Source organism: Kitasatospora sp. NPDC098652 (assembly GCF_044760155.1).
In the GTDB taxonomy this organism is placed as follows: Bacteria; Actinomycetota; Actinomycetes; order Streptomycetales; family Streptomycetaceae; genus Kitasatospora.
On sequence record NZ_JBIWAQ010000001.1, the window covers coordinates 795789 to 821746 of the forward strand.

13 protein-coding genes are annotated in these 25958 nt (G+C 74.1%); 5 read left to right on the forward strand and 8 right to left on the reverse strand.

The features are described 5' to 3' along the window. Nucleotides 1–28: 28 nt before the first annotated feature. Both ACIQWA_RS03475 and ACIQWA_RS03480 read right to left on the reverse strand, forming a co-directional pair. On the reverse strand, nucleotides 29–1312 hold the full coding sequence (locus ACIQWA_RS03475; RefSeq protein WP_402477529.1) for a cytochrome P450: 1284 nt from the start codon (nucleotides 1310–1312) through the stop codon (nucleotides 29–31). Continuing rightward, the gene (locus ACIQWA_RS03480; RefSeq protein ID WP_402477532.1) at nucleotides 1309–3240 is read right to left on the reverse strand and encodes an amino acid adenylation domain-containing protein; all 1932 of its coding nucleotides are present in this window, start codon (nucleotides 3238–3240) and stop codon (nucleotides 1309–1311) included. Before ACIQWA_RS03480 ends, ACIQWA_RS03475 begins: the two co-directional genes overlap by 4 nt. A gap of 416 nt (nucleotides 3241–3656) precedes the next feature. On the opposite strand from ACIQWA_RS03480, the gene ACIQWA_RS03485 reads away from it, so the two are divergent. Both ACIQWA_RS03485 and ACIQWA_RS03490 read left to right on the forward strand, forming a co-directional pair. Next, nucleotides 3657–4934 carry a SidA/IucD/PvdA family monooxygenase gene (locus ACIQWA_RS03485; protein ID WP_360236432.1) on the forward strand — a complete coding sequence of 426 codons (1278 nt, stop codon included), beginning with the start codon at nucleotides 3657–3659 and terminating at the stop codon, nucleotides 4932–4934. A gap of 92 nt (nucleotides 4935–5026) precedes the next feature. Beyond that, nucleotides 5027–5680 (forward strand): FMN-binding negative transcriptional regulator, encoded by a 654-nt coding sequence (locus tag ACIQWA_RS03490; protein WP_402477536.1) that lies wholly within the window; start codon nucleotides 5027–5029, stop codon nucleotides 5678–5680. Nucleotides 5681–5758: 78 nt separating this feature from the next. Here the strand turns inward: ACIQWA_RS03490 and ACIQWA_RS03495 are convergent, their stop codons facing one another. From ACIQWA_RS03495 to ACIQWA_RS03505, 3 genes are read right to left on the reverse strand one after another with little or no spacing between them, the layout of a single operon-like run. Further along, nucleotides 5759–5971, reverse strand: a complete 213-nt coding sequence (locus tag ACIQWA_RS03495) for an MbtH family protein (RefSeq protein ID WP_402477539.1) — start codon at nucleotides 5969–5971, stop codon at nucleotides 5759–5761. Between the two features lie 29 nt (nucleotides 5972–6000). Beyond that, on the reverse strand, nucleotides 6001–7389 hold the full coding sequence (gene glyA, locus ACIQWA_RS03500; protein WP_360235599.1) for a serine hydroxymethyltransferase: 1389 nt from the start codon (nucleotides 7387–7389) through the stop codon (nucleotides 6001–6003). Nucleotides 7390–7403: 14 nt separating this feature from the next. After that, nucleotides 7404–9833, reverse strand: a complete 2430-nt coding sequence (locus tag ACIQWA_RS03505) for an amino acid adenylation domain-containing protein (protein WP_402477543.1) — start codon at nucleotides 9831–9833, stop codon at nucleotides 7404–7406. Nucleotides 9834–10143: 310 nt separating this feature from the next. On the opposite strand from ACIQWA_RS03505, the gene ACIQWA_RS03510 reads away from it, so the two are divergent. Together ACIQWA_RS03510 and ACIQWA_RS03515 are read left to right on the forward strand one after the other, a co-directional pair. Next, nucleotides 10144–11517, forward strand: coding sequence for a condensation domain-containing protein (locus tag ACIQWA_RS03510; RefSeq protein ID WP_402477547.1), 1374 nt, complete (start codon nucleotides 10144–10146; stop codon nucleotides 11515–11517). Beyond that, complete coding sequence (locus tag ACIQWA_RS03515; RefSeq protein ID WP_402477549.1) at nucleotides 11514–13880, forward strand: amino acid adenylation domain-containing protein; 2367 nt, start codon at nucleotides 11514–11516, stop codon at nucleotides 13878–13880. Before ACIQWA_RS03510 ends, ACIQWA_RS03515 begins: the two co-directional genes overlap by 4 nt. Nucleotides 13881–13940: 60 nt before the next feature. Here the strand turns inward: ACIQWA_RS03515 and ACIQWA_RS03520 are convergent, their stop codons facing one another. Genes ACIQWA_RS03520 through ACIQWA_RS03530 form a run of 3 tightly spaced genes read right to left on the reverse strand, consistent with a single transcriptional unit; the run spans nucleotide 13941 to nucleotide 20063 of the window. Further along, the gene (locus tag ACIQWA_RS03520) at nucleotides 13941–15479 is read right to left on the reverse strand and encodes an AMP-binding protein (protein ID WP_402477552.1); all 1539 of its coding nucleotides are present in this window, start codon (nucleotides 15477–15479) and stop codon (nucleotides 13941–13943) included. A 28-nt stretch (nucleotides 15480–15507) separates the two neighbouring features. Next, nucleotides 15508–16764: an NAD(P)/FAD-dependent oxidoreductase gene (locus ACIQWA_RS03525; RefSeq protein ID WP_402477554.1), complete on the reverse strand. Its 1257-nt coding sequence runs from the start codon at nucleotides 16762–16764 to the stop codon at nucleotides 15508–15510. Next, a complete protein-coding gene (locus ACIQWA_RS03530; protein ID WP_402477557.1) occupies nucleotides 16761–20063 on the reverse strand; it encodes an amino acid adenylation domain-containing protein in 3303 nt (1100 codons plus the stop codon). Before ACIQWA_RS03530 ends, ACIQWA_RS03525 begins: the two co-directional genes overlap by 4 nt. Nucleotides 20064–20257: 194 nt before the next feature. Between ACIQWA_RS03530 and ACIQWA_RS03535 the strand changes: the two genes are divergently transcribed. Next, nucleotides 20258–25858: an amino acid adenylation domain-containing protein gene (locus ACIQWA_RS03535; RefSeq protein WP_402477560.1), complete on the forward strand. Its 5601-nt coding sequence runs from the start codon at nucleotides 20258–20260 to the stop codon at nucleotides 25856–25858. The last annotated feature ends 100 nt before the right edge of the window (nucleotides 25859–25958 follow it).

Genomic DNA, 25958 nt, shown 5'->3' on the forward strand with positions numbered 1-25958 from the left:
CTCTCGTTCCGGCACGGTGCGGGGTGGATCAGCTCGCCGGGACGGGCTCGGCGAGCTGCCGGGCGGCGCCGGGGCGCAGCCTGGCGGTCACCGGGAGGTGCTTGATCCCGGCGATGAAGTTGGAGGCCAGGTGCTCGACCGGGCCGGCCGGTTCGAAGCGCTCGACCAGTTCGGTGACCTCGGTGAAGAACTCGCCGAGGGCGATCCGGGCCAGCGGGGCGCCGACGCAGTAGTGCGGGCCGAAGCCGAAGGCGACGTGCCGGTTGGGGGTGCGGGCCAGGTCGAAGCGGTACGGGTCGTCGAAGACCGTCTCGTCGCGGTTGGCCGAGCCCAGCCAGGCGACCACGGCCTCGCCCTCCCGCACCGGTTCGCCGCCGAGCACGGTGTCCTCGGTGGCGTAGCGCATGGCGTGGGTGGCCGGGGAGGCCCAGCGCAGGCCCTCCTCGACGGCGGAGGCGACGCCGACCCCGCCGTCGAGCAGCCGCCGGTACTGGTCCGGGTGCTCCAGCAGGGCGTTGACGGTGGTCGCGATGACGTGCGGCGCGGTGACGTTGGCGCCGAGCAGCACGTTGTAGCAGTTGTAGATGACCTCGTCGAGCCGGATCGTGCGGTCGCCGACGGTCAGCTGCTGGAGCAGTCCGACCAGGTCCTCGCGCGGGGTGCGGTCGGCGGCCACCTCGGCGAAGTAGTCGAAGAGTTCGTGGTGGGCGGAGACCAGCTGGTGGCCGCCGGAGTCGTCCCTGGAGGACGGGTCGGCGGGGGCGATCGCGACGGTGGTGAGCCTGGTCAGTTCGGGCCAGTCGGCCTCGGGCAGGCCCATCAGGGCGCCGGTGAACATCATCGGGAAGGCGGTCATCGCGGCCGCCAGGTCCCAGGGTTCGCCGCTCGCCAGCGGTGCCAGCAGCAGCCGGGCCATCCGGCGGATGGCCGGGCGGCGGGCGGCGAGTTCGCGGGCGGACAGCGCCTGGGCGACGGGGCGGCGCAGGTAGCCGTGGATCGGCGGGTCGCTGGCCACCATCATCCGGTCGGCGGCCGGGTCCTGCTCGCCGAGGACGGAGAGCATGTTGCCGCGCCGCGAGGTGTAGAGCGCGTGGTCGCGCAGCACGGTGCTGGTCTCGGCGTGGGTGGTGACGGAGACGTAGCTGCGGCCGCTCGGGACGGTGAGCCGGGTGACCGGGGCCTTGTGGCGGTAGTGGCGCCAGACCGCGTGCGGGTCGCCGGTGGCGTAGAAGTGCGGGTCGCTCAGGTCGACGAGTTCCGGGTCCGGCGCCCCGTCCTGCCGCCCGTCGTCGCCGGGGCCGGTGATCCTCACCGGGTGGCCCCGGTCGGGCGCTGCGCGGCGGCGGCGGTCGGCGACTGCGCGGCGGCGGTCGGGCCGGCGGGCTGTTCAGCGGCCGGAACGAGCCGGGCATCGGAGGCGAGTTCCGGCCGCTGGGTCCTGATGTGCTCCGCCAGTCCGGCCACGGTGGGGTTGAGGTAGAAGGCCCGGGCCCGGATCACCGCCTCGAACTCGGCGGTGATCTCCCGGGTGATCCGGCTGGCGGTCAGCGAGTGCCCGCCGAGGTCGAAGAAGTCGTCGTCGACGCCGACCGGTTCGACGTCGAGGACCTCCTGCCAGAGCACGGTGAGGCGGTGCTCGACCGGGTCGGCGGGCGCCCGGTAGGGCACCTCGCCGTCCGGGCGGGTCCGGCCGCGCCGGGCGGCCAGGGCGTCCCGGTCGACCTTGCCGTTGGGCTTGAGCGGCAGCCGGTCCACCCAGACCAGGGCGGTGGGGATCATGCCGGCCGGGAGCTCCTCGGCCAGGGCGCGGCGCAGTTCCACCGAGGAGACGGCGTAGGGGCCGCTGTAGAAGCCGACCAGCCGGCGGTCGCCGGGGCCGTGGTCCTGGAGGACGACGGCGGCGTCCTGGACGTCGGGGTGGCGGCGCAGCCGGGCCTCGATGTCGTCGGACTCGATCCGGACGCCGTTGACCTTGAGCTGGCCGTCGGCGCGCCCGGCGAACTCGTAGGCGCCGTCGGGGCCGCGCCGGGCGAGGTCGCCGGTGTCGTACATCCGGGCGCCGGGGGCGGTCGCGTACGGGTCGGGGAGGAAGCGGTCGGCGGTGAGGCCGGGCAGTCCGAGGTAGCCGTGGGCGAGGCCGGTGCCGTTGACGAAGAGCCGGCCGACGGTACCGTCGGGCACCGGGTCCAGCCGCTCGTCGAGGACGACCATGCCGGTGCCGTCGATCGGTCCGCCGATCGGGACGCCGCGGTCGCCGAGCGGTTCGCGGACGGGGTGGGTGCTGGTGAAGGTGGTGTTCTCGGTGGGGCCGTAGGCGGCCGAGACGAGGGTGTCGGGCAGGGCGGCGACGGCCCGGTCGACGTGTTCGGCGGAGAGCACCTCGCCGCCGGTGAACAGCCGGCGCAGGGCGGGCAGGTCGGTCAGGCCCGCCTCGACCGCCTGGTGGAACAGGGCGGTGGTGAGGAACAGCACGGTGGTGCCGGTGTCCCGGGCGGCCTTGACCACCTCCGCCGGTCCGAGCCGGCCGGCCGGGGCGAGCGCCAGGCAGCCGCCGTTCAGCAGCGGGCCCCAGATCTCCAGGGTGGAGGCGTCGAAGGCGACCGGGGCGAGCTGGAGGAAGACGTCGTCGGGCCGGGCGTCGAGGTAGCCGGCGTCCAGCACCAGGCGCAGCACGGCGCGGTGCGGCACGCAGACGCCCTTGGGGCGGCCGGTGGAGCCGGAGGTGTACGCGACGTAGGCGAGGTCCTCGGGGGTCAGGTCCGCGGGGGGCAGATCTTCGAGGGTCTGGCCGCCCGGTGCGGCGGGGGCCTCCCCGGCGGCGGGGCCGTCGGCCACGTCGAGGTGGTCGAACGCGCCGTCGAGCTTCGCCCGTCGGAGCTCGTCGGTGACCACCAGCGACACCTCGGCGTCGCCCAGGATGGTGTGCAGCCGGGCGGGCGGGTCCCCCGGGTCGACCGCGACGTAGGCGGCGCCCGCCTTGAGGATGCCGAGCAGGGCGACGACCAGCCCGGGCGAGCGCTCCAGCAGGACGCCGACCCGGTCGCCGCGGCGCACGCCCCGGCCGCGCAGCCGGGCGGCGAGGGCGCCGGCGGCGGCGTCGAGGGCGCCGTAGTCGAGGTCGCCGGTCTCGCCGCGGACCGCGGTGGCGGTCGGCGTGGCGGCCGCGACGGCGGCGAAGCGGCTCGCAAGGGTCCACCCCTGCCGGGGAACTGACTCGGTCGTGCTCGGTGATTCCAACATGGTGCGGTCGCGGATCCCTTCGCGCGAAACCCTTGCCCTGTCAGTTCTTGACGAGAAGTCAGTGAATGGAGTTCGGATAGCGAGTGACGAACTCTTTTGTCGAGTCGTGGACTTGGGGTACGGCTATGCCCCCACCTCGAACGCTTCGGATGCTATTCAGCGTGACGATGCGCCGTCAAGAGCGGACCGGATCTCTCCGTCCCCGCAACGCCAACTCACCACGGGTGATCGGGATTTTCCCCTTTTGCTTGCACAGCACACGGGCCAGCTCCTACTGTCATGGAGTGATCAGGAGTCGCGGCAGCGTGCTGCCCTGAGCACCGTCATCGGTCGACCGGACTCGACGTCGACCCAGACAGGCCATCCCCAAAAGGGAGAGAGCAGGGAAGTCCGTGGGTGAGCGGCAACGTTCCGGCGTGGTCGCCGGAACCGACATCGTCGACGTGGCCGGAATCGGCTTCGGCCCCTCGAATCTGGCCCTCGCGGCCGCCATTTCGGAGATCGCCGACGGGGCCCCGGTCAGCGCGCGCTTCTTCGAGGCGCAGCCGCGCTTCGGCTGGCACCGGGGCATGCTGATCGAGGGCGCCACCATGCAGGTCTCGTACCTCAAGGACCTCGTGACCATGCGCAATCCGACCAGTCCGTACTCGTTCCTGTGCTACCTGCAGGCCAAGGACCGGCTGGCGGACTTCATCAACACCAAGTCCTTCTACCCGCTGCGGGTGGAGTTCCACGACTACCTGGAGTGGGTCGCGGAGAGCTTCGCGGACCTCGTCTCCTACGGTTCGCGGGTGGTGGCGGTCCAGCCGGTGGCCGGCGAGCAGGGCGTCGAGTTCCTGGACGTGGTCTTCGTCGCGGCCGACGGCACCCGGCAGGTGCAGCGCGCCCGCAACCTGGTGATCGCCGCCGGGATCGAGCCCAAGCTGCCCGCCGACCTGCCGCACTCCCCCCGGATCTGGCACACCTCCCGGTTCCTGCCGGAGGTGGAGCGGATCGCACCGCAGGACCCGCGCTGCTTCGTGGTGCTGGGCTCGGGCCAGAGCGCGGCGGAGGCGATCGAGCACCTGCACGCGCGCTTCCCGCGGGCGCAGGTGCACTCGGTGCACTCCCGGTACGGGTTCAGCGTCGCCGACGACAGCCCGTTCGCCAACCAGGTGTTCAACCCCGAGGCGGTGGACCGTTTCCACACCGCCCCGGACGACGTCCGGCAGCGCCTCATCGATTATCACGCCGGCACCAACTACTCGGTGGTGGACGCCGATCTGCTGCGGTCGCTGTTCCAGCAGGCGTACCTGGAAAAGGTGGCCGGAAATCCCCGGCTGAATTTCCACAACGTCTCCCGGGTACGCGAAGTGACGGAAACTCCGGACGGCCTGCGGATCGACGTGGAATCGCTGTCCTCCGGCACCAGCACCATCATCGAGGCCGAGGCGCTGGTGTGCGCCACCGGCTACACCCGCACCGACCCGGCGGTCTTCCTGGACGGCCTGCTGCCGCACTGCGGGCTGGACGACCAGGGCCGGCTGCGGCTCGACCGGGAGCACCGGGTGGTGACCGACGAGAGCGTGCGGTGCGGGATCTACGTCCAGGGCTTCGGCGAGCACAGCCACGGGCTCTCCGAGACCCTGCTGTCCCTGTCCGCCGTCCGCGCCGGGGAGATCGGCGACATGCTGGTCAAGGCACTGTCCGGCTGACCCGCGCACCGAACGGCTGACCCGCGCACCGAACGGCTGGGCCGGTCGGGACGGACCGGGCAACGCCGCAACACTGAGACCGAGGAGTACGAGTGTTCACGCCGAAGCTCTACCAGGTGGACGGGGACGACTGGCCGCTGCGGGTCATCGAGCGGCACCCGCTCGCCGTGCTGACCGGCAACGGGAACCCGACGCCCAACGCCACCCACGTGCCGGTGATCGTGCCGCCCGACACCGCCCCGGGCGCCCCGCTGCAGGGCATGCGCCTGTGGACCCACATGACCCGGGTGAACCCGCACTGGCAGCAGCTCGTCGCCGACGGCGGCGGCCCGGCGAAGCTCGTCTTCCACGGGCCCAACGGCTACGTCACCCCGACCCTCTACTCGGCCCCGATGGTCGCGCCGACCTGGAACTACGTGGCCGTCCACCTGGAGGGCACGATCGAACTGGCCCAGGACGACGAGACCCTGACGATCGTCCACACCACCGCCCAGACGCTGGAGGACCGGTTCGGGGACGGCATGCCGCTCGCCCCCTCGCTGGAGTACCACCGGCAGATCGTCGGCGCGGTCGGCGGCATCCACTTCACCGTGACCAAGGTCGAGGTGATGTTCAAGCTGAGCCAGGAGAAGGACCCGGAGGTCCAGCAGCGGGTGCTCGACCGCTTCGCCGGCAGCGACTCCGGGCTGCACCGCGAGGTGGCCGACACCATGCGGGCGCTGCGGCTGGGCGCCGACGAGCGCTGACCCGCCAGGGCGCGGGAACGCCAGGAGGCCCGGGGTTGGACCACCGCCCCGGGCCTCCGGCGTTCCCGGCCGGGCCGGTCAGCCCTGGCTGCCCTCCATGGCCCGCCGCAGGCTGAGCGGGCGCATGTCGGTCCACACCTGGGCGACGTGCTCCAGGCACTCCTGGCGGGTCCCCTCGAAGCCCTCCGCCCGCCAGCCGGCCGGGACGTCCCGGTCGGCCGGCCAGACGGAGTACTGCTCCTCGTCGTTGAGGACCACCAGGTGCCGGCGGTCGTCGTCGGGCTCGCTCACTGTGTTTTCCTTCCGGAGGGGCGGGGACCCTAGCCGACGGCGTAGCCGGGCAGGGGGAACTTGGCGGCCAGCTCGGCGACCTGGGAGGCCACCGAGTAGCGGACGTCGTCGGGCAGTTCGTAGCTGCGCGGCCCGAGCGGAGTGACGGCGGACAGCACGGTGTCGATCAGCTCGGCGCAGCGCGCCGCCTCGGCCCCGGACATCCCGCGGTGCGCGGCGCTGTTGGAACCCAGCCGCACCCCGCCGCCGACCAGCGGCGGGGTGGTGTCGCCGGGCACCCGGTTCTTGTTGACCACCATCCCGCACTCCTCCAGCGCCTCCTCGGCCACCAGTCCGCTGAGGCCGCGGGGGCGCAGGTCGACCAGGACGGTGTGGTTGTCCGTCCCGCCGGAGACGATCGGGTAGCCGCGCCGGCCGAGTTCGGCCGCCATGCCACGGGAGAAGGAGACGATCCGCTCGGTGGTGGCCGCGAAGGCCGGGGTCGCCACGATCGCCAGCGCGCGGGCCTTGGCCGCGATGCTGTTGAGCGCGGGGGCGCCCTGGTAGTACGGGAAGATCGCGCGCTGCAGGAAGGAGGCGAGGTCGCCGTTGCCCTTGGGCGCCGGGGCGTCGTGGTCCCGGCCGACCAGGATCAGGCCGCCGCGCGGGCCGAACAGCTGCTTGTGGGTGCAGGCGGTGGTGATGTGGGCGTGGTCGACCGGGCTGGGGTGCAGACCGGTCGCGACCAGTCCGGCGACGTGCGAGATGTCGGCCATCAGGTAGGCGCCGACCTCGTCGGCGATCGCCCGGAAGCGGGCGAAGTCGACGATCCTGCTGTAGGCGGTGGCCCCGCAGATGATCACCCGGGGCCGGTGCTCCCGGGCCAGCTCGGCCACCTGGCCGTAGTCGATCATCCCGGCCGCGTCCAGCCCGTACCCGACGGCGTCGAAGTACTGCCCGGCGTACGCGGCCGGGCTGCCGTGGGTGAGGTGGCCGCCCTCGGCCAGGTTCATCCCCAGCAGGGTGTCCCCGGGGTTCAGCAGGGCGGACAGCACCGCGTAGTTGGCGGTGGTCGCCGAGTGCGCCTGGACGTTGGCGTAGCGGGCGCCGAAGACGCTCTTGGCGCGCTCGATCGCCAGGCTCTCGATGTCGTCGATGACGCCGCAGCCGGCGTGGTAGCGGCGGCCCGGGTAGCCCTCCGCGGTCACGTTGACCGCGGTCGAGGCCTGGGCGGCCAGCACCGAGGGGTCGACCACGCTGGAGGAGGCCACCAGCGACAGGGTGGCGTTCTGCCGGGCCTGCTCACGGGCCAGCACCCGGTGGAGTTCCGGGTCGTCGGCGGCGAGCTTCTCGGCACCGGCGACCAGCAGGTCGCGCACGGTGTCCTCGGTGTCGTCCGCGTCCTCCGGGGCGCGGCCGGGGGCGGGTGAAACTGACATGGGACCGTCCTTCGTCAGAGCGGCCGGGCGAGTTCACGTGCCAACTCGGCCACGGTGGGAAAGTCGAACAGGGTCCAGACGTCGAGGTCCACTCCGAGGGCGGCCCGGATCCGGGTCGCCAGCTTGACGGCGGCCAGCGAGTGGCCGCCCAGCTCGAAGTAGTCCTCGTGCAGGCCGACTTCGGCGACGCCCAGCGACTGGGCGAACAGTGCGCGCAGGGTCGTCTCCAGGTCGGACCCGGTGTCCTCGGTGTACTCGGTGCCCGCCGCGTCCCCGGCGGCGTCGGCGGGGGTGGGGGCCGGGGCGAGGGCGGGGGCAGCGGCGGCCTGGGCGCAGCCGGCCAGCGCACGGCGGTCGAGCTTGCCGTTGGTCGAGGTGGGCAGCGCCGCCAGCTCGGTGAACTGCTTGGGCACCATGTAGCCGGGCAGCAGCTCGGACAGCGCGGAACGGTACTTCTCCGGGTCAAAGGCGCCCGGCCCGGCGGGCACCACGAAGGCGGCCAGCCGCCGGGCGCCGTCCTCGCCGACCGGGAGCACCGCGGCCTGCCCGACCCCCGGCAGACCGCGCAGCACGGTCTCGATCTCGCCGAGTTCGATCCGGAAGCCGCTGATCTTGACCTGGTCGTCCAGCCGCCCGAGGTACTCGATCTGCCCGTCGGTGCGGAACCGGGCGAGGTCGCCGGTGCGGTACAGCCGCCCGCCCGGGGTGAAGGGGTCCGCGACGAACCGCTCCCGGGTCAGTTCCGGCTGCCGGTGGTAGCCGAGGGCGACCTGGACGCCGCCGATGCACAGCTCGCCCGCGACGCCGACCGGCACCGGTTCGAGCCGCTCGTCGACGACGTACAGGCCGGTGTTGGCGATCGGGCGCCCGATCGGCACGTCCCGCCCGGCGAAGTCCGGCGCGGCCTGCCAGTGCGAGACCTCGATGGAGGCCTCGGTGGGGCCGTAGAGGTTGTGCAGTTCGCAGTCCAGCTGCCGGAAGAAGGCCCGGACGGTGGTCGGGGCGAGCGCCTCGCCGCTGGCGAAGACCAGCCGCAAGTCGGCGCAGTGCCCGGCCAGGTCGTCCTCCTCCAGGAAGGCGTCCAGCATGGAGGGCACGAAGTGGATCACGGTGACGCCGCGGTCGCGGACGGTCCGCTTGAGGTAGCGGGTGTCCCGGTGCCCGCCCGGGCGGGCGACCACCAGGCAGGCGCCGGAGACCAGCGGCCAGAGGAACTCCCAGGCCGAGACGTCGAATCCGAACGGGGTCTTCTGCAGCACCCGGTCGGCCGGGCCGAGCGGGAAGCGCCGGCGCCGCCAGTGGACGGTGTTGAACACGCCCGCGTGGCGGTTCAGCACGCCCTTGGGTCGGCCGGTGGAGCCCGAGGTGTAGATCAGGTAGATGGGGGTGTCGCCGGTGATCTCCGGGCGGCCGGTCTCCGGCGCCTGCGCGCCCTCCCGCTCGGCCTGGTGGACCGTCAGGGCGGTGACGCCGGGCCGGGCGAGCGCCTCGACGTCCTCGGGGCGGCACAGCACGGTGGCGGCGCCGGAGTCCTCGACCATGTACCGCACCCGGTCGGCGGGGAGTTCGGGATCGAGCGGCACGTAGGCGAGCCCGGCCCTGAGCACCCCGAGGATCGCCACCACCAGCTCGACCGAGCGCTCCAGGTGGATCCCGACGAAGCCGGCGGTCGCACCCGCGTTCAGTCGGCGGCTCACCAGGGCAGCCCGCCGGTCGAGTTCGGCGTAGCTGAGCACGGCGCCCTCGAACTCCACGGCGGGCGCGGCCGGGGTGGCCCGCGCCTGCTCCTCGAAGGCCGCCACCACGGTCGAGTCCGGGTACGGCGTCCGGGTGCCGTTCCAGTCCGCGAGGATCCGCTCGCGCTCCCGCGCCGAACCGAACCGGGCCCGGCGGACCGGCCCGCCGGGGTCGGCGACCAGCGCGGCCAGCAGCCGGGCCGTGTGCTCCAGCACCCGGTCGGCGGTGGCCCCGTCGAGCAGCGCCGGGTCGTACCCGGCCTCCAGCAGGGCGCCGGCCCCGGCCAGGCGCAGCCGCACGGTCAGCGGGGCCTCGGCCCCGTCCGCCCGACGCTCCACCGCGGGCTCCACCGTCGGCTTCGCCTCGGCGAGTTGACGCTCCACCTGCTGCCGAATCCCGCGCAGGTCGGCGTCCTCCTCGACGGAGATCCGCACCGGCCCCGGCCCGTCCAGCGTCAACTCGACGTCCTGCTGCCCGGCGTAGTGGTGCAGCAGCACCGCGAGCACGGCCGCGAGCACCGCGTCCGCGCCGCCGTCGGGTTCCTGCGCCAGGCCCAGGAATCGTTCCAGGACCGGCTCCGGAACCGGGTGCGTACGCGAACTGCTGTGTTCGGTCGGGTGATTGGCGAGCCACCGGTCGCACGGCAACCGCACCAGGCCCACGGCCGCCGTTGTGACGAGGCCGCCGGCCACGTGTGTGCCGGTCATTCGCGACTCCCGGAAGTGAGCATGCACCGGACAGGTTCGAGATCAAGGGATACCGCACCGGCCGAGGTATGACAACCAACTGCCTTTCCCGCTGGACTTTTCCGGCCCACCCCCGGGGAGGATCTTCCGCAGAGTGCGTACGGCTGACAGACTGGGGCGATGATCGCCCGCCCGCCGGCGCACTCCCTCCCGGCGGCGCACTCCTTCCGGCGCGGTCGAGGAATTCGGGCGGCTTTGCCCCGCCCCCCGCCCCCGCCCTCGCCAGATCCCGACCTCGCCCCCGACGTTCCGACACTTCGATGGGAGCACGATGCCCGGTTCCGTCGGCGCGGCCGACCCGGCCGAGCGGTACGAACTGTCCTCCGGCCAGGAGGCGCTGTGGATGTTCGAGCAACTGGTGCCCGGCACCGCCGCCTACCACGTCCCGCTGGCCTTCCGGCTGCGCGGCCCGCTGCGGCCCGAGCTGCTGCGGGCCGCGCTGACCCTGGTGGTGCGCCGGCAGGAGGTGCTGCGCACCGCCTTCCGCGCGGACGACGGTGACCCGTACCAGCTGGTGCTGCCGCCCGGCGAGGCCGAGTTGCCGCTCTGCGACACCACCGACGGGGCCGAGCTCGCGGCCGCCCTGCACCGGGAGGCGCGCGAGCCCTTCGACCTGGCGGCGGGCCGGCCGTTCCGGCTCCGGCTGTTCCGGCTCGGGCCCGAGGAGCACGTGCTCAGCCTGGTGATGCATCACATCGCCACCGACGGCTGGTCGTTGCGGGTGCTGCTGCACGAACTGTCCGCCGGGTACGCCGCGCTGCTGGCCGGGCAGGACCCGGAGGCGGTGCTGCCCGGACTGCCGGTGCCGTACCGGCGGTACGCCCAGTGGCAGCGGGAGTACTACCAGGGGCCGGAGCTGGAGGAGATGCTCGACCACTGGGAGAAGGAGCTGCGCGACCTACCGGCCGTCGACCTGGCCGCCGGGCGGCCGCGCCCCCGGCGGCCGACCTTCGCGGCCGACCGCCTGGTCGTCCGGCTCGACCCGGCCCTGCACCGCGCACTCACCGACCTGGCCCGGGCCGCCAGGGGGTCGCTGTTCTCGCTGCTCGGCGCGGCCTTCGCGCTCGCCCTGACCGAGCGCACCGGCCGCCCCGACACCGCGTTCGCCACCCTGCTCGCCGGCCGCGGCGAGCCGGAACTCGAACCGCTGATCGGCTACTTCGTCAACATGGTGGTGCTGCGCGCGGACCTCACGGACGACCCCGCCTTCTGCGAGCTGGCCGCCCGGCTGAACGTCTCCAGCGTGCGGTCCATCGACTACGAGGTGCCGTTCGGCAGCGTGGTGCGCCGCCTCGCCCCCGCCCGCCGGCCCGGGCGCAACCCGCTGGCCCAGGTCACCCTCCAGCTGCGCACCGGCGGCAGCGCCCCGGGCCGCCCCGAGCTGCCGGGCGTGGTCAGCGAGGACGTCGACCTTTACCCCGGGCAGCACGCCTTCGACGCCACGGTGACCTTCATCGAGGACGGCCCGGACTTCCTGCTCAGCATCGAGTACTCGACCGAGGCGTTCGACGCGCCGTGGGCCGCCGGCCTGGCCGACCAGCTGCAGGAGCTGCTCCGGACGGCCGTGGACCGCCCCGGCGCCCGGGTCTCCCGGCTGCTGGCCGCCGTCGCCCCTCACCAACCCCCTCAGGGAGCCTCCTCATGACCGAGCACGCCGATCCCGTCCTCCCGGTGCTGTGGCGGGCCGGCACCGCCGCCGTCGAGTCCGCGCCGCTGACCGGCCTGCGGGCCGGAGCTCCCGCGGACCTCGCCGCCGGGCTGTGCGCGCTGGTGCTGCGCTACGGCGGCCTGCGGCCGGTCACCCTCTGGGGCCGCGCCGAGGGCGGGGACGCCTGGACGCAGTGGCAGGTCGACCCCGCCGAACTGGCCGGAACCGGCCCCTCCGTCCCCACGCTGGGGGCCTGCCGGGCCGCCTTCGCCCGGCGCGGGGCGGCGTTCGACCAGGGGCTGGAGCTGTCGGTGGAGCCGCAGTCCTCGCCGGCCGTCTTCGCCCTCTCCCCGGCCGCCGACGGCAGCTGGACGCTCCGCCTGCGCGCCACCGCCCGGCCGGACGACGAACAGGCGCCCGCCCGGATCACCGCGCACCTGGCCGCCTACCTCGCCGCGCCCGACGAGCTGCGGATCGACCAGGTCGAGCACCTCACCGCCGCCGAGCACGAGCTGGTCGCGGAGGTGAACCGCCCGCAGCCGCCGCTCACCGAGCCGCACTGCCTGCACCAGCGGGTGGAGCGGCAGGTGGCCGCCGGCCCGGAGCGGACCGCCGTGGTCCAGGGCCCGCTGAGCCTCACCTACGGCGAGCTCGACGCCCGGGCCAACGCCCTGGCCGTCCGGATCGCCGACCACGGCGTCGGGCCCGGCGGGCGGGTCGGGGTGGCGGCGACCCGCAGCGTGGAGCTGGTGGTGGCGGCGTACGCGGCGTTGAAGACCGGCGCCGCCTTCGTCCCGCTGGACCCGATGCTGCCCGCCCACCGCCGCGAGGTGCTGCACCGGCTGGGCCGGGTGGACGTGGTGGTCGCCGACGCGGGCGGCGCCGCCCACCCGGCCACCGGTGTGCCGGTGATCGCGCTCGGCCCGGTCGAGGAGCTGCCGACCGCCTCCCGGGAGGCGCTGCCGGAGGTCGACGTGACCGGCCGGGACCTCGCCTACGTGATCTTCACCTCCGGCTCCTCCGGCGAGCCGAAGGGCGCCCTGCTCGACCACGTCGGCCGGACCAGCATGATCCTCGACCTCAGCTCCCGCTACGGCCTCGGCCCCGGCGACCGGATCCTCGGCGTCTCCTCGCCGAGCTTCGACATGACGGTCTACGACATGTTCGCCGCGCTGATGACCGGCGCCACGCTCGTCCTGCCGGAGCGCGGGCGGGAGAACGACGTCGAGCACTGGGCCGAGCTGGTCGAGCACGCGGGCATCACCGTCTGGCACTCCGTCCCGTCCTCGCTGGCGCAGTTCCTGCGCACCTGGGGTGAGGAGGAGCGGACCGGCGCGCTGCGGGCCTTCCTGCTGGGCGGGGACTGGATCCCGCTGGCCCAGCCGGAGTTGACCCGCAAGGCGTTCCCCGAGGCCCGCTTCATCAGCCTGGGCGGCGCCACCGAGGTCTCGGTGGACAGCACCTACTACGACGTGGCCGCCGTCGACCCGGGCTGGCGCTCGATCCCGTACGGGCGGGCCATGACCAACCAGAGCGCCTACGTACTCGACGCCTTCGGCACGCCCGCCGCGGTGGACCAGCTCGGCGAGCTGTTCCTCGGCGGGCTGGGCGTCGGCTGGGGCTACCAGGACCGGCCCGCCTTCACCGCCGAGCGCTTCCTGCCCGACCCGTTCTCCGCCGTCCCCGGCGCCCGGCTGTACCGCACCGGCGACCTGGCCCGGCTGCGCGCGGACGGCGAGCTGGAGCTGATCGGCCGGGTCGACCACCAGGTGAAGATCGGCGGGGTGCGGATCGAGCTCGGCGAGATCCAGTCCTGCCTGCGCGAGCACCCGGCGGTGGCGGACGCCATCGTGGTGCCGGTGCGCGACTCGGCGGGCATCGCCCAGTCGCTGGCCGCCTACGTGTCCGTGGCCGAGGCGGCCGAGGCCTCGACCGAGGACCTCCGGGCCCACCTGCGCCGGCGGCTGCCGGAGAGCATGGTCCCGGCCCGGGTGTTCGCGCTCGCCGAGCTGCCGGTCAACCAGAACGGCAAGATCGCCCGGCCGGAGCTGGAACGGCTCGCCGCCGAGGCCGCGGCCGCCCCCGCCGCACCGGAGCGCCCCACCGACCCGGCCGTCCGCACCGCCGTCGGCGAGACCTGGCACGAGGTGCTGGGCCTGGCCGAAGTCCCCGGCGCCGCCGCCTCGTTCATCGACCTGGGCGGCAACTCGCTGGCCGCGATCCAGGTCGTCGGCCGGCTGAACCGCCGCTTCGGCACGGCCCTCAAGGTCGCCGACCTGATCGCCGCCGACACCGTCGCCGCGGTCGCCGCCATCGTCACCGAGCGCCGCGGCACCAGCACTCGCCCGTCGCTGCGCTGACCCCGGGCCACGCACGGAGGGCCGGTACCCGCCACGGGTACCGGCCCTCCGTGCGTGCCGTCAGCGCGCGGCGAGGGTGCGGGCCACCGCGTCCCGGTCGACCTTGCCACTGTGGGTGCGCGGCAGGGCGGCCACCGTGGTGAAGGAGCGCGGGATGTACGGGTCCGGCAGGGTGCGGCGCAGCTCGTCCGCCGCCCGGGCCGCGTCCAGCGGCTCGGCGCCGGCGTCCACCGTCACCGCGCAGTGCAGCGAGCGCGAGCCCTGCCCGTCGTCCAGGGCGACGCAGACCGCGGCGGAGACGGTCGGCAGCTCCAGCAGCCGCACCTCGATCTCCAGCAGGTTGACCCGGTAGCCGCGGATCTTGACGTCCTTGTCCCGGCGGGCCAGGAAGGTCACCGCGCCGTCCTCCAGCCGGACCAGGTCGCCGGTGCGGAAGGCCGCGGTGTGCCCCTGCGGGGTCGGGTCGACGGTGACGAAGCGCTCGGCGTTCAGCTCCGGCTGGTTGAGGTAGCCGGGCGACAACGGCGCGCCGGCCACCAGCAGTTCGCCGACGTTGGGCTCGGCCGCGTCCAGCGGGTCGATCAGCAGCTCGCAGCCCGGCAGCGGCACGCCGATCGGCGGCAGCGCGGGCCAGGAGGAGCTGGGGCCGGTCAGGGTGTGCGCCGTGACCATCGCGGACTCGCTCTGCCCGTAGTGGTTGTTCAGCCGGCACCGCGGCAGCCGGGCGAACAGCTCCCGGATGTCCGGGGTGCAGACCAGCTGCTCGCCGGCCGCGTTGACCTCGGCGAGCGCCAGGTGCTCCAGCGACTCCTCCTCGGCCGCCGCCACGGCGAGCATCTGCAGCGCGACGTACGGCAGAAAAAGCCGCTCGATCCGGTTCTCCGCCAGCCACTCCAGCAGTTCGAAGGGGTCCTGCCGCAGCTCCTCCGGCACCACCACGAGCGTGCCGCCGCCGCACAGGGTGCCGAGCACCTCCTGGAAGGAGACGTCGAAGTTGAGCGGGGCGAACTGGGCGGTGCGCAGGTCCCGGCGGACGGAGTGGCTGCGCTGCCAGTCGGCCATGGTGTCCAGGCAGCTGTGCGGCACGGACACGCCCTTGGGCAGGCCGGTGGAGCCGGAGGTGTAGATGATGTACGTCCACAGCTCGGGGCGGCAGTCCACCTTCGCGGCCGTGCCGGCGGTCGGCAGGCCCGCGATCGGCAGGGCGGGCACCGGCACGTCGAACTCCGGCGGCGCGTCCGCGTACAGCAGCAGGCCGGCGCCGCTGTCCTTGAGCATGTGGGCCAGCCGCGCCGCCGGGTACTCGCTGTCCAGCGGGAGGTAGGTGGCGCCCGCCCACATGGTGCCGAGCAGTGCGGCCACCACGGCGGCGCTGCGTCGGCCGGTGACCGCGACCCGGTCCTCCGGGCCGATCCCGGCGGCGGCCAGGCCGTCGGCGATGCCCTTGACCCGGGCCAGCAGCTCGCCGTAGGTCAGGCTGAGCTCGCCGTCGACCACGGCGGTCTCGGTGGGCCTGGCGAGGGCCTGCTCCTCGAACGCGGCCAGCAGGCAGGGCGGGTGGGACTCGCCGCCCCAGAGCGAGAGTGGAGCGGGACTCATGCGGTTCCTCCAGGCGGGAAGGGACGGATCAGGACTGGACCTCGTGGTCGAGGTCGCCGAGGTCGTTGAGGTCGTCGTCGAAGTCGTCGAAGTCATCGAAGTCGTCGAACAGCGCGTCGTCGTCGAAGAGTTCGTCGATGCCGAGCATGCCCGCGACGACGGCGAAGTAGCGGCCGGTCAGCTCGGGGGAGGCGGCGATGGTGCGCAGCATCTCCAGCCGGGATGGCGTCACGGTGAGCCTGGCCAGCTCCAGGGTGCTCTGGTACGGCTCGGTCAGCTCCTCGTCCCGGCGGCGGGTGAACCGGGCCAGCGCCGCGTCCAGCCGGGCCGGGTCGGCCGTCTCCGCCGCCAGCTCCTCGGCCAGGAAGGCGGCCTGGAGCAGGGCGTTGGTGATGCCGCGGGCGCTGATGGTGTCCAGGTGGTGCCCGGCGTCGCCGACCAGCACCCAGCCGGGGCCGTGCCCGCGGCGGAAGTAGTTCTGCTGGTCGCCGGTACCGATGATCGCCTCGACCTGGTCCGCCTCGCAGACCTGCTGGTACAGCTCGGGCGCGGTGGAGCGGACGGCCGCCAGGTGGTGGCGGAACGGGTCCTGCTTGACCTCGGCGAAGCGGTCCTGCGGGAAGTAGGTGGAGATCAGGGTGAGGTCGTCGTGGGTGGGGATCCGGACGATCCAGTTGCCGGGGCTCTCGTGGAAGCCGAAGCCGGTGCTGATGCCCGTCCAGGCGGTGTAGTACACGCAGCTGGCCCGCGGGTCGCTCACCTCCAGTGGCGCGTCCACGAGTTGGGCCACCCGGGAGCGCATCCCGTCGGCCCCGACCACCAGCCGGGCGTGCTCGGTGCGCACCCCGGTGGCGGTGCGGAAGCGGACACCGGTGACCCGGCCGTCGGAGTGCACCAGCTCCTGGAGGTTGGCCCGGTCGACGAACTCGACGCCCGCCTTGACGGCCGCGTCGACCAGCAGCTGGTCCAGCACCCGGCGGCGCGGGGCGAAGGCGGCCGGGGCGCCCGGCATCACCGGCGCCGGGGCGGCCAGCCGGACTCCGCCGACCTCGTAGCTGATGGTGTCCAGCACCGGGCAGCCGGAGTCCAGCAGCGCCGGGAGGACGCCCCACTCGGAGAGCTTGGCCACGCCAGGCTGGTGGATGAACAGGGTGGACATGGTGTCCGAGGGAAAGGCGGCCCGGTCGATCAGCAGCACCCTGCGGCCGGCCCGGGCCAGCAGCAGGGCGGTGGCGGCGCCCGCGACCCGGGCGCCCACCACCACGGCGTCCCAGCCGCCGCTCACCGCTCGGCCCCGGCGGGCTGCGCCTGCGCCTCGGGCTGCGCACCGGCCACGGGCTGCGCGTCGGCGGCCACGGGCTGCGCGTCGGCGGGCTGCGCACCGGCGGCCAGCTTCTCCGCTACCAGCTCCTCCAGCGTCCGCGCCGTGGCCCGCACCGTCGGCTCCGAGTAGAGCGTGACCAGCGGGAACTCCACCCCGAGCCGCTGGCGCACCCGCGCGGTGAACCGGGTGGCGATCAGCGAGTGCCCGCCGAGCATGAAGAAGCCGTCCTCGGCGCCGATCCGCTCGACGCCGAGCAGCTCCCGCCACACCCCGGCGACGAACTGCTCGGAGGGCGTACGCGGCGCCTCGCCGCCGGAGGCCTGCGCACCGGCGGGCGGCTCGGGCACCGTCAGCGCCCGGCGGTCCACCTTGCCGTTGGCGTTCAGCGGGAAGGCCCGCTCGACCACCAGCTGGGCGGGGATCATGTACTGCGGCAGCCACTCCTTGGCGTGCTCGCGGACCGCGTCCAGGGTCGGCGGGTCGGCCGGGTCGACGGCGGTGACGAAGGCCACCAGCCGCTGCGCCGGACCCTGCGCCGCGACCACCACCACGGCCTCCTTCACCTGCGGGTGGCCGAGCAGCGCCGTCTCGATCTCGCCGAGTTCGACCCGCATGCCGCGGATCTTGACCTGGTGGTCGCTGCGCCCGACGAAGCGGAAGCCGCCGTCCGGGTGCAGCAGGCCCTGGTCGCCGGTGCGGTAGAGCCGCTCACCGGGGCGGAACGGGTCGGGCAGGAAGGCGCCGGCGGTACGGGCCGGGTCGTTGAGGTAGCCGCGGGCCAGGCCGAGCCCGCCGATGTACAGGTCCCCGACCACACCGACCGGCACCGGCCGCAGTTCGTCGTCCAGCACGTGCACGGTGTTGTTGTCGAACGGGCGGCCCAGGTTGACCGCTCCGGTGGCGCTCCCGTCGGCCGGGCCGCAGGTGTGGCAGGTCGAGTCGATGGACACCTCGGTGGCGCCCCAGGTGTTGTGCAGCGCGCCCGGCATCAGCCGGTGGAAGCGCTCAACGGTCGACGGGGTGAGCGCCTCCCCGCTGGAGGTGGTGTTGCGCAGCAGCGGCGGCACCCGCTCGGGCACCTGCTCCACCAGGTCGAGCACCGCGTTCAGCATGCTCGGGACGACCTGGAGGTACACCGACTCGTAGCGGGTGGCGGCCTCCAGCACCGCCACCGGGTCCCGGTGGCGGCCCGGTTCGAGCACGGCCACCCGGCCGCCGACCGAGAGCGGCCAGAAGATCTCCAGGGCGGCGTCGTCGAAGGTCAGCGTGGTCTTGTGGAGCACCGTCTCGCCCCGGGCCAGCCGGTGCTTGCGCTGCATCCAGACCATCCGGTTCACCCAGCCGCGGTGCCGGCTGGCCACGCCCTTGGGCATGCCGGTGGAGCCGGAGGTGTAGTAGACGGAGACCAGGTTCTCGGGGTGCGGACGGGGGCCCTCGGCCGGGGCACCGGGCCCCGCGGCCGGGTCGACGTCGGAGGGGGAAACGTCGGCGAGGGAGAGTTCCGCCGGGTCCACGGTCACCACGCCGACCGAGGCCGCGTCGACCTCCTCGGCCAGGGCCCGCGCCGCCAGCAGCACCGGCGCGCCCGCGTCGGCCAGGATCTGCCGGATCCGGGCCGGTGGGCTGGCCGGGTCCAGCGGCAGGTAGGCGCCGCCGGCCTTGAGGATGCCGAGCAGCCCCACCACCATCTCCGCCGAGCGCTCCAGGCAGATGCCGACCGCGCGCTCGGGGCCGACCCCGCGCGCCCGCAGCTCCCGGGCGAGCGCCTCGGCCCGCCCGTCCAGCTCGCGGTAGCTGAGCCGGGCCGTTTCGGAGACCACCGCGACATCGTCCGGGGTGCGCGCCGCCTGCGCCTCGAACAGCTCGTGCAGGCACGCGTCGGCCGGGAACTCGGCGGTGGTTCCGTTCACCTCCCGGTCGAGCCGGATTTCCGCCGCGGAACGCAGTTCGATACCGGCCAGCGGTGCCTGCGGATCGGCCAACGCCCCCTCCAGCAGAGCGCGGTAATTCGCGCCGAGCCGGGCGACGGTCGCCTCGTCGAAGAGGTCGCTGTCATAGGCGATGACCCCGGCCACGGAACCGTCCGCGGCTCGTGCGAGGTCGAACTCCAGGTCGGTCTGGACGAATCCGGTCGGTACGTTCCAGCGGCTCGTCCGCAGACCCTCCAGCGGGAGGGGGGCCGGGGACTCCTGGTGGTATCCGAATACCGCCTGAACCAGCGGCGAGTGGCTGACCGCACCCTGACTGTCCGTCACCTTGACGATTTCGTCGAAAGGCACCGACTGGTTGCGGAATCCCCCGATGAAGGTGGAACGGCAGCGCTGGAGATAGTCCGAGAAGCTCTCCCCGCGCCGGCTCCGGCTGCGCAGCGGAAGGATGTTGACGAAGAATCCGACCGTCCCGTCGAGCGCGGAGTCGTCCCGGTTGGTGACGGGCGCTCCCACCACCACGTCGCGCTCCCCGGAGTAGGCGTGCATCAGCAGGGTGAAGGCGGCCAGCAGCACCACGTAGTCGGTGGTGCGGTGCCGGGCCGCGGTCTGCCGCACCCGCCCGGCCAGGCCGGCGTCCAGCGTGAAGTCCAGCAGTTCGCCGCGGAACCGCTGCCGGGCCGGCCGGGGCCGGTCCAGCGGGAGTCGCAGCAGGTCGGGGGCGCCGGCCAGGTGCTCGGCCCAGTACGAGAGTTGGCGCTCCGCCAGGCCGTCGGCGAGCCGCCGGGCCAGCGCCGCGCCGTACTCGGCGTAGTCGTGCCCGGCCGGTCCGGCCTCCTCGGCGGCCGGCGGGCGCCCGGCCAGCACCTCCGCGTAGCCGCGGCCGATCTCGGCGGCGATCACCGCGTTCGACCAGCCGTCGGTGACGATGTGGTGCAGGTTCAGGAGCAGCGTCCACTCCGCGTCCGCCGACCGGAACAGCCGGAAGTCGAAGACTCCGGGGCGCTCCAGGTCGAACGGCTCCGCGGCGGCCTCCCGCACCCGGGCCCGGAGGGAATCGGGATCCCCCCTCAGGTCGTGCACGGGAAGGCTGAACTCCAGGTGGTCGACGATGACTTGCACGGGCTGGTCGTCGACCACCGAAAAACCGGTCCGCAGCGCGGCGTGCCGGGATATCAGTGCACGGATTGACTGTTCCAGCGCGGGGACATCGAGTCCCCCCCTGATCTCGTGCGCCACCGGGCCGTTGTAGAGCGGGAGCCGCGGATGCAGGCTGTGCAGGAGCCACAGCCTGCGCTGTTGCGGCGAGATCGGAACGACACGCTCGGGCATGGGTTGATCCCCCGCTCTCATCACTGCAAGATGCCGCGAGACTACCCTACTCGATGCGATCATGACAGAGGTCAAATCCCTTACGGGCGAGGCAAGATCTTGCCCCTTGCCGAGCGAATTCCCGCCTGTATGCTGACGTTCCTGGGGGACGCGGAGGTGTCTCCATACCCAGGAGGAAAGGGCGTCTACGAGCCGTGGACAGCGAGTTCCCCGCCCAATCGGACGCCGCGGACGAGGATCCGTTCCCGGCGTCGAAGGTCCAGGAGCAACTCTTCCTCGCACAGCAGACCGTGGGCGACGCACCGACCTTTCACATCCCGTGCTTCTGGGAAGTCCGGGGACCGGTCGACATCCGTGCACTCCGGAATGCCGTGACCGCCGTGCTCGCACGGCACGAGGCGCTGCGCACCACTTTCCGCATTCACGAACGGGGACTCCTCCAGGTCGTCCATCCGGAACCGCGGCTGGAATGGCGCCTGGCCACCTGCCGTGACGCGGAGGAACTCGAACAGCGGATGGCGCACGCCGCCCGCGCCCCCTTCGACCTGGAACGCGGCCCGCTGGTCCGGGCCGGTGTGCTGAGCTGCGCCGACGGCAGCCACGTGGTGGCGCTCTGCTGCCACCACGCCGTCTTCGACGGCTGGTCGGCCAAGCTGGTGCGCGACGAACTGATCGCCCACTACCGGGCGTTCACCACCGGCACCGAACCCGAGCTGCCCGAGGTCGAGTACCAGTACGGCGACTACTCGCTCTGGCACGACGAGTGGCTGGAGAGCCCGGCCGGCGAACGCGCCCGGCGCGCCTGGGTCGAACTGCTCGCCGGTGAACTCCCCGTACTGGAACTGCCGGGGGACGTCCGGCCGGCCGGCCGCGCCACCCCCGCCGACCGGGAGGCCGTATCCACCGCCCCCGGCGGCACCGCCGACCTCCCGCTGCCCGGCCCGGCCGTCGAACGGCTCGCCGCGCTGGCGACCGAGCTGCGCACCACGCTGTTCACCGTCCTGCTGGCGGCCTACGACCTGCTGCTCGCCGACCGCACCGGCCTGCGCGACGTCATCGTGGGCACCCCGGCGCTCAACCGCAGCCGGACCGAGTTCCAGCGGACCGTCGGCTGCTTCGTCAACATGATCGCGGTCCGCACCGACCTCGAAGGCCCGCGCACCTTCCGCGAGTTGGTGGAGCGGGTGCGCGCCGCCGTACTGCGCGCCCAGGACCTCCAGGCGGTGCCCTTCGAGACGGTGGTCAAGGACGTCCGGCCGACCCGGCACCAGGACCACTCACCGGTCTTCCAGGTCGCCTTCACCGTCGGCGAGGACTTCTTCGAGCCGGTCCGGGCCGGGGAGTTGGAGTTCCGGCCGGTCGAGGTCCCGTCGGTCACCGCCAAGTACCAGCTCGCCCTCCAGGTCAACCGCACCCCGGACGGCGCGGTCGCCGAGTTCGAGTACCGGGCCGACCGCTTCTCGCCCGGGTGGATCGCCGACTTCGGCGCCCGCTACGCCCGGGTGCTGGAGCTGGCCGCGGAGCAGCCGGACCGCCCGCTGAGCGACTTCCTCGGCTCCGCCGCCCCGTGGGCCGCCGCCGAACTCGCCACCCCGGGCGGCGATCACGCCGAGGCCGACGCCTCCCCTACCGTCGCCGCCCCCGCCAACGCCGCCGACACCGACCCCGCCGACGCCGCCCCGCGCGACGAGACCGAGCGGGTGCTCACCGAGGTCTGGGCCGAGGTGCTGGGCCGCCCCGCCGTCGGCATCGACGACAACTTCTTCGAGCTCGGCGGCGACTCCATCAGCAGCGTGCAGATCGTCGCCCGGGCCGGCGCCCGCGGCCTCGGCTTCCGGGTCCGCGACCTGCTCCGCAACCAGACCGTCCGCGAACTGGCCCCGCTGGTCCGGGCCACCGAGCCCGCCGACGGCGGCGCGCCCACCACCGGGCCGTTCGATCTCGTCGCGGCCGAGGACCGGCCCCGGCTGCCCGCCGACGCCGTCGCCGCCTACCCGCTCACCGCCCTGCAGTCCGGCATGCTCTACCGCAGCGGCCAGCAGGCGCACACCGCGATGTACCACGACGTGCTGGTGAGCCGGCTGCGGGTGGCCTTCTCCGCCGCGGCCTGGCGCGCCGCAGTGGCCCAACTGCTGGAGCGTCACGAGCTGTTGCGCACCTCCTTCGCCCCCGGCGGCTTCACCGAACCGCTCCAGGTGGTGCACGGGCGGATCGCCCACCCGCCGGTCAGCTTCGAGGACCTGCGCGGCCTGCCGGAGCCGGAGCAGCGGGCCCTGATCGACCAGCGCACCGACTGGGAGGGCCGCAACCTCTTCGACTGGGAGCGCCCGCCGCTGATCCGCTACCACCTCGCCCGGCTGGCCGAGAACGAGGTCCAGCTCTGGACGGTGGTCCACCACGCCGTGATCGACGGCTGGAGCGAGCGGATCCTGTTCGGCGAGCTGCTCTCGCTCTACCTCGCCGCGCTCGCCGGCGGCCCGGCCGCCCTGCCGCCGCCGCCCCGCGCCCACTACCGCTCCTTCGTCGCCCTGGAGCGCGCCGCCGTCCGCGACCAGCGGCAACTCGCCTTCTGGCAGGAGCAGCTGGACGGCCTCGCGCTCGGCTCCGTCCCGGCCGCCCCGGGCACCGGGGTGCCGGACATGACGGTGGTGCCGCGCGAGCTGCCCGCCGAACTGTCCGCCGGGATCGGCGTGCTGGCCGCCCGCCTCCAGGTCCCGGTGCGGATCGTGCTGCTCACCGCGCACCTGCGGGTGATCGCGCTGCTGACCGGCGCCGAGGACGTGGTCTCCGGCGCGGTCTACAACGGCCGGATAGCCGAGCCGGACGGGGACCGGGTGGTCGGGCTGTTCCTGAACACCCTCCCGGTCCGCTGCCGGGTGGCGGCCGCCGGGAGCTGGTCCGAGCTGATCCGGCAGGTCGCCGCGACGGACCTCGCGATCCAGCCGCACCGCCGCTTCCCGATGCCCGAGCTGCGCGGCCGGGTGGCCGGCGCGGCCGCCTTCGAGACCTTCTTCAACTACACCCACTTCCGCAACGAGTCGGACGTCCCCACCGACGGGCTGGAGGTGCTGGACGAGTACAGCCACACCCCCACCGACTTCCTGCTCGGCTCGGAGTTCTCCCGCGACACCTCGACCGACCTGATCGGGCTCGGCCTGCGCTACGACGCCGACCGGATCGCCGCGGCCGACGCCGACCGCTACTTCGGCTACCACGTGGCCGTGCTCCGGGCCATGCTGGCCGACCCGGCCGCCTCCCCCACCGCCGCCCCGCTGCTGGCCCCGGCCGAACTCGCCGAACTGGCCGAGTGGAACCGGACGGAGCGCAGCCACCCCGGCCCGCACCTGCTGCACGAGGCGATCACCCGGCGGGCCGCCGAGCGGCCCGAGGCCCCCGCCGTGCTGTTCCGCGACCGGGTGCTGGACTACGCCGAACTGGACGGCCGGGCCAACACCCTGGCGCACCGGCTGGCCGCCCTCGGCGTCCGGCCCGGCGACCACGTCGGCCTCGTCCAGGAGCGTTCCCCGGAGCTGGTGGTCTCGCTGCTCGCCGTGCTCAAGGCGGGCGGCGCCTACGTCCCGCTGGACCCGGCCGACCCGGTCGGGCGCACGGCCGCCCTGCTGGCCGAGTCCGGCTGCCGGGTGGTGCTCACCGCCGCCGGCACCGAGGGCTTCGAACTGCCGGACGCCCCGGCCGGGTTCGTCGTCGAGTTCGTCCCGGACGACCTCCCGGCCGACACCCCGCCCCCCGAGGTCACGGTGCGGCCGGCCGACCCGGCGTATGTCATCCACACCTCCGGCTCCACCGGCCGCCCCAAGGCCGTGGTGGTCTCCCACCGGGCGATCGCCAACCGGCTGGACTGGATGCAGGAGGAGTTCCGGCTGACCGCCGAGGACCGGGTGCTGCAGAAGACGCCGTACACCTTCGACGTCTCGGTGTGGGAGTTCTTCTGGCCGCTGCGCGAGGGCGCCGCGCTGGTCGTCGCCGAGCCCGGCGGCCACTGGGACCCGGGCTACCTCGAACAGCTGCTGGCCCGGCAGGCCGTCACCGTGGCGCACTTCGTCCCCTCGATGCTGCGGGCCTTCCTGGACGCCGCCGACCTCTCCGCCGCCACCGCGCTGCGCCAGGTCGTGTGCAGCGGCGAGGCGCTGCCGGCCGAGCTCCAGCGGGACTTCCTGGACCGCTCCAAGGCCGCCCTGGCGAACCTGTACGGCCCCACCGAGGCGGCCGTGGACGTGACGTACTGGCACTGCGTGCGCGAGGACGCGGACACCGTGCCGATCGGCCGGCCGATCGCCAACACCCGGATCCACCTGCTCGACCCGGCCGGGCACCCCGTCCCGGTCGGCGTGACCGGCGAGCTGTACATCGGCGGTGTCGGCCTGGCCGACGGCTACCACGGCCGCCCGGACCTCACCGCCGAGCGCTTCGTCGAGCACACCTGGCCGGACGGCGGCACCGAACGCCTCTACCGCACCGGGGACCTCGCCCGGCGCCGCCCGGACGGCGCGATCGAGTACCTGGGGCGCCGCGACGCCCAGGTGAAGGTCCGCGGCATGCGGGTCGAGCCCGGCGAGGTCGAGGCCGTGCTGTCCGCGCACCCGGACTGCGGCTCGGCCGCGGTGACCTTCGACGGCGAGCGGCTGGTCGGCCACTACACCGCCCGGCCCGGCGCCGAGCTGCCCGCCGGGGAGCTGCGCCGGCACGCCGAGCGGCTGCTGCCCGGGCACATGGTGCCCGCGGTCTGGGTGCCGCTCGCCGAACTGCCGCTGACCGTCAGCGGCAAGGTCGACCGCAAGCGGCTGCCGGCCCCCGGCCGCGCCCCCGGCCGGGCCGCCCGCAGCGCCGCGCCCGCCCGTCCGCTCGACCCGGCCGAGGGCCTGGTCGCGGCCGCCTGGACGGACGTGCTGGGCTCCGCGGACTTCGGCGTCGACGAGGGCTTCTTCCAGGTCGGCGGGCACTCGCTGGCCGCCGTCCGGCTGATCGGGCGGCTGCGCCGGGACTTCGACCGCCGGCTGACCGTCGCCGAGCTGTTCACCCACGACACGGTGGAACGCCTGGCCGCCCTGCTGTCCGCGCCCGCGCCGGCCGCGGCCGGGAACGGCTGGGAGGTGCTGGCGCTGCGCCCCGGCCCCGCCGCGCCGCTGTGGCTGTTCCCCCCGGTCGGCGGCAGCGCCCTGGGCTACCTGGCCCTGGCCGGCGCGCTGGACCCGCGGCTGGCCGTGTCCGGGCTGGACTGCGCCGAGCCGGTCGGGAGCACCGTGGAGGAGATGGCCTCGGCCGCCGTGGCCCGGATCGTCCGGGACCACCCGGCCGGGCCGGTCCACCTGGCGGGCTGGTCCTTCGGCGCGGTGCTGGCCTTCGAGGCCGCGGGCCTGCTGACCGCGGCCGGGCGGGAGGTGACGCTCTGCATGGTCGACGCCGCCTTCCCCGCGCCCGAACAGCTCGACGGGCTGGACGACGACCGGACCACCGAGGCGCTGCTCCAGGACACCCTGGCCCTCACCGGCGCCCCGCCGGACGAGTCCGGCAGCGCGGCCTGGCAGGCGCGCCACCGGGTCTTCGCCACCAACCTGCGGGCGCACCACGCCTACCGGCCGCGCCGCCACCCCGGCGACGTGGTCTACCTGGAGAGCCGGGACGGCCTGGCCCTGGGCAGCGCCGAGGCCTGGCGCGCGGTGGTGGCCGGCGGGTTCCGGCTGCACCGCCTCGACACCGACCACTACGGGCTGGTCCGGCAGCCGCACGTACGGGCCGTCGCGGACGTCCTCGGCGCCGTCGCGCTCGGCGGCTGACCGCTCCGCACCACCGCTCCGGCCCCCGCAGCACCGCTCCGCCCCGCACCACCGCTCCGCCCCCGCACCACCGCCCCACCACCGAATCGACGGGAACAAG

Bases quoted from the DNA above. Each gene is read 5' to 3' on its own strand.
- ACIQWA_RS03480 (WP_402477532.1), bottom strand. From the start codon at position 3,240: ATGTTGGAATCACCGAGCACGACCGAGTCAGTTCCCCGGCAGGGGTGG.
- glyA (WP_360235599.1), bottom strand. From the start codon at position 7,389: ATGTCAGTTTCACCCGCCCCCGGCCGCGCCCCGGAGGACGCGGACGAC.
- ACIQWA_RS03505 (WP_402477543.1), bottom strand. From the start codon at position 9,833: ATGACCGGCACACACGTGGCCGGCGGCCTCGTCACAACGGCGGCCGTG.
- ACIQWA_RS03510 (WP_402477547.1), top strand. From the start codon at position 10,144: ATGCCCGGTTCCGTCGGCGCGGCCGACCCGGCCGAGCGGTACGAACTG.
- ACIQWA_RS03515 (WP_402477549.1), top strand. From the start codon at position 11,514: ATGACCGAGCACGCCGATCCCGTCCTCCCGGTGCTGTGGCGGGCCGGC.
- ACIQWA_RS03520 (WP_402477552.1), bottom strand. From the start codon at position 15,479: ATGAGTCCCGCTCCACTCTCGCTCTGGGGCGGCGAGTCCCACCCGCCC.
- ACIQWA_RS03530 (WP_402477557.1), bottom strand. From the start codon at position 20,063: ATGCCCGAGCGTGTCGTTCCGATCTCGCCGCAACAGCGCAGGCTGTGG.